Consider the following 4,028-nt stretch of genomic DNA (forward strand, 5'->3'; position numbering starts at 1 on the left):
GGCGTCCCGCCCGTCCAAAAAGGACGGGCGGGACGCCCATCCCACAATAACAATTAAAATTGTAAGTTATTTAATTCGCGATCCTAAGCTGTATCTCACCCCTAACTCGGACGATCGCCCGTAACACCCCTGACCGATCGCGCTACAATTATCGATCGGGATAAAAACGGCTGATTAGGAAAGTAGAGGAGTAGGTGCTATGGCTACAAGTCGTCGCATTGAGCGTGTAGCTTCAATGGTTAAACGGGAAGTCAGCCTGATGTTGCTGAATGGAATCAAGGACGACCGGGTAGGTGCCGGTATGGTTAGCGTTACCGATGTCATTGTTTCGGGAGACCTTCAGCATACAAAAATTTTTGTCAGCATCTACGGTACTGATGAGGCAAAGGCTGAGACTATGGAGGGTTTGAAATCTGCAACTAGCTACGTCCGCAGCCAGTTGGGCCAACGATTGCAACTGCGTCGGACGCCGGAAGTGATTTTTCTCGAAGACCATTCTTTGGAACGGGGCGATAAAATGCTGATACTGCTGAATCAGCTTTCTGCCGATCGCAAACCGGATATTCTAGATGGGGACGCAGAATTTGCTGAGGACGAAAGTCCCGAAACAGACGAGAATTAGTTTGTGAAGCCAGTCAACAGTCAACACTCAACAGTCAACAGTCAACAATTTCCCATGATTGACAATCTTTCCTTACCAGAACTGGTGGCCCAAATGTTCGTGGTGCGCGCTTCAGGCTACTTGTTCGACCACCAAATTCGCTATCGTTCATGGGAACCAACTGCTAGCAAACTCCGCTATTATCTGGAAGAGTTGGGCGTCGGCGGTGTGATTTTGGTGGGGGGAAGTGCTGCGGAGTTGGCGGTTAGATCGCACCAATTGCAGTCTTGGGCAAAGTTTCCGCTGCTGCTGGCGGCTGATATTGAGGAAGGTGTCGGCCAGCGGTTCGCGGGGGCGACTTGGTTTGGGCCGCCGATGGCAATTGCCCAAGTGGCGCAGCATGATTCAGAAGCGGCCGATCGATATGCTGAACAAATGGGCGCTGTCACTGCGATCGAAGCGAGGGCGATCGGTCTGAATTGGATTCTCGCACCAGTGGTTGATGTTAACAACAATCCCGACAATCCTGTGATTAATGTCCGCGCTTTTGGCGAGACACCGTTCATTGTCGGGAAATTAGCGGCTGCTTTTATTCGCGGTGCAGCCCAACACCCGGTTTTGACTACAGCTAAGCATTTTCCCGGCCACGGAGACACGGCGGTTGATTCTCACTTGGAATTGCCGGTTTTGCCGCATTCGCCAGCGAGATTGGCAAGGGTTGAGTTGCCTCCTTTTGTTGAGGCGATCGCCGCCCGGGCCGATGCTGTGATGAGTGCTCATTTGCTGATTCCGGCTTGGGATGCCGAGTTTCCTGCTACTCTTTCTCGCAAAATTTTGATCGGCAAGCTGCGACAAGAGTTGGGATTTGAAGGTTTGATCGTGACGGATGCTTTGGTGATGGGCGCGATCGCCAATAAGTACGGCCCTAATGAAGCTGCTGTTTTGGCGGCTGAGGCTGGTGCTGATGTTTTGCTGATGCCCCTTGACCCGGAAGGGGCGATTCTCGCTGTCTGCGAAGCTGTCACTCAAGGGCGGCTTTCCATAGCACAAATCAAGGAATCTGTCAAGCGGATTTGGAAGGCGAAAATAAAGGTGGGTTTGCCGATTTCTGACCCCCCCCAACCCCCCGTTGCTAAGGGGGGGAGCAAGAATCTAGAGTCGATCGACTTAAGTTTGCTGGCAAATCCACAGGCAAGGTCAACTGCTGCCGATATTTTGCGAGATTCTTTGAAATTTGGAGGTTCTCTGCCTTTAATGGCGAAAAAGCCCCCAGAAAACCAGCTTTTGCGGAATTTGATTATTGTAGATGATGTTTTGGGGTGCGAGTTTTTGGGCAAGCACACTCCGGCGATTGCCCTTCCCGAACAGTTTGGTTACGAATTGCAACTGATTGACGATCGCACAGGGGCGATCGCTGATAATACAGGTGCAGAGAATTTTTCTTCGACACTGCTGCAAATTTTCATTCGCGGCAATTGCTTCCGAGGCAGTGCTGGTTTGACCCAAGCAGCTCAAGATTGGTTTAAGAAATTATTAAACACGGGAGAACTGCAAGCTGTGTTAATTTACGGCAGTCCCTACGTTTTAGAGCAATTTTTGCCACACTTGCCTCCGAGTATTCCTTATGTATTTTGTTTTGGGCAGATGCCGGCCGCGCAATCTCTAGCTATAGAATTGCTGTTCGGCATTGACGCAAGGGGCAATGCTTGAGCTGCCCGACTCCTGAATCCTTTCTCTGCTGCTGCCTCAGGACTTAAATCTATCAACCCGGTTTCTCGCAAGAAATTTTGCCTTTGGGAGGGAAGCATTCAGAAACCGGGAATCGGGTTCTGGTGCCTAAGTCCTGAATTGATACCAGTTTCAAAAAAGAATGCAGCTGTAGGCCCATGCTGCAAACCCATATCCAGTTAGTCATTCCCTCTCAAATCTAAAATCGCTCGACGGGGGCGCGACTCGACGGCTCTGGGCTCGCGCTCGCCGAACCTCTCACGCCGAAGTCGAAAATCTAAAATGCTATGAGTTTTGCAACAGATTTGCATAATATCCGGGAAAATGGCTCGCGTCTATCAATCTTTAGACAGAGCCGCTCGCTTACTCATCATTACTATAATTTTTTTTTATTAGACCGTAATGAATTGTATACCTCTATACTGACAAAATTTAACTTACATATCCGGAATTTTGGATTATATTATTAAAAAGGTCATAATTTTTTTTACTAAAACCTTGAGGGCGCATTATGATTCAGTCAACTATCAAAATCCAATACTCTTTAGATGTCATCCAGGATGAAGCCCGCCACCTGGTGCACGAGGGCGTGCTGAGCCGGCAACAGCCTATCTACACGCTGTGCCAATTCATTCCGCCCCGGGAATGGGCTTGCGTGGAGTGCGAGTTAGAAAAATGCGACTTCTTGCTGCGCGATCGTATCGCCGACCTGATCGGTTCTGAAAAATGGGACAACGACTAAATTTGGGTTTTCTTAAATAAGTTTGCCAGTCAGTTTCCAAGTAAATTCCCGCTGTGGTAAAGACTATTGATTCTTTAATCCTGGGAATTTTCGGGGCGCAATTTTTCCAACTCGAGCCTCAGCGCTGCCATGTGTGCAGTTAATTCTTGAATCTCTAGCTTTACGTCAGGTTGTACAACCGAGTCGGGAGGATGGTCAGTGGCTGCATCGGATTGCTTGGGTGAGACGGATTCGCTGTCTGCATTCTCCTGATTACCCGGTTGGGAGAAAATAGTATCTACAAAATTCCGGGCTTCTCGATCGGTCATTTCTCCTTTTTCCAGGAGCTCCGATGCTAGCTGGCCCAAATCAGACTTCAGTTTGTCAAGATTTTCTTCTCGCTTTAGCGGATCTTGCAATGTCTCCATTAAAAAGGAAGTTGCACCTAAAGTTAGGTGAAATCCTGTTTGCAGCATTTGAGGCAGGTTGTCGGGATTCATCTAAAAATGCCGCTAGAACGTTTTTCTGAGTTTTTGGTTCGCCAGTTGCTCCCAAGTCGGCGCCTAAGGCCGCTTGGGAGCAGGAAGATGTCGAGTTGTCGGTCGCGATCGCGCGCCTGCGAGGAACGATCGGCCTTTGAAAGAATACTTTTTTTGGGACGAATACTAATTTTATCATTACTTAGTAAATAGATAAATGTCAACTGTAAATTTTTGTAACTAGAAATAGAAACCTCCCCACTTGAAAAGTCAGTCGATTTTAGATTTTAGATTTTAGGGTCGCGAATTAAATAACTTACAATTTTAATTATTATTGTGGGATGGGCGTCCCGCCCGTCCAAAAAGGACGGGCGGGACGCCCATCCCACAATAATAATTAAAATTGTAAGTTATTTAATTCGCGACCCTAAAATCTAAAATCTAAAATCGACTGACTTTTCAAGTGGGGAGGTTTCTATATCTAGTTACAAAAATTAAC

General features: G+C 47.8%; 4 protein-coding genes. 3 read left to right on the plus strand and 1 reads right to left on the minus strand.

Annotation, left to right across the window (positions count from 1 at the left end; genetic code table 11):
* Positions 1–199: 199 nt before the first annotated feature.
* The 3 genes from rbfA (at position 200) to ACUVJL_RS23700 (ending at position 3,071) form a co-directional block, all read left to right on the plus strand.
* On the plus strand, positions 200–622 hold the full coding sequence (gene rbfA / locus ACUVJL_RS23690) for a 30S ribosome-binding factor RbfA (protein WP_445248079.1): 423 nt from the start codon (positions 200–202) through the stop codon (positions 620–622).
* 54 nt (positions 623–676) lie between these two features.
* Complete coding sequence (locus ACUVJL_RS23695) at positions 677–2,311, plus strand: glycoside hydrolase family 3 protein (protein WP_445248081.1); 1,635 nt, start codon at positions 677–679, stop codon at positions 2,309–2,311.
* A 529-nt stretch (positions 2,312–2,840) separates the two neighbouring features.
* Positions 2,841–3,071 carry a DUF4327 family protein gene (locus ACUVJL_RS23700; protein WP_332958422.1) on the plus strand — a complete coding sequence of 77 codons (231 nt, stop codon included), beginning with the start codon at positions 2,841–2,843 and terminating at the stop codon, positions 3,069–3,071.
* Positions 3,072–3,145: 74 nt separating this feature from the next.
* Here ACUVJL_RS23700 and ACUVJL_RS23705 read toward each other — a convergent pair whose 3' ends face one another.
* A complete protein-coding gene (locus ACUVJL_RS23705) occupies positions 3,146–3,550 on the minus strand; it encodes a hypothetical protein (protein ID WP_445248080.1) in 405 nt (134 codons plus the stop codon).
* Positions 3,551–4,028: the final 478 nt, after the last annotated feature.

This window comes from Microcoleus sp. OTE_8_concoct_300 (genome assembly GCF_031383065.1).
Lineage (GTDB): Bacteria > Cyanobacteriota > Cyanobacteriia > Cyanobacteriales > Microcoleaceae > Microcoleus.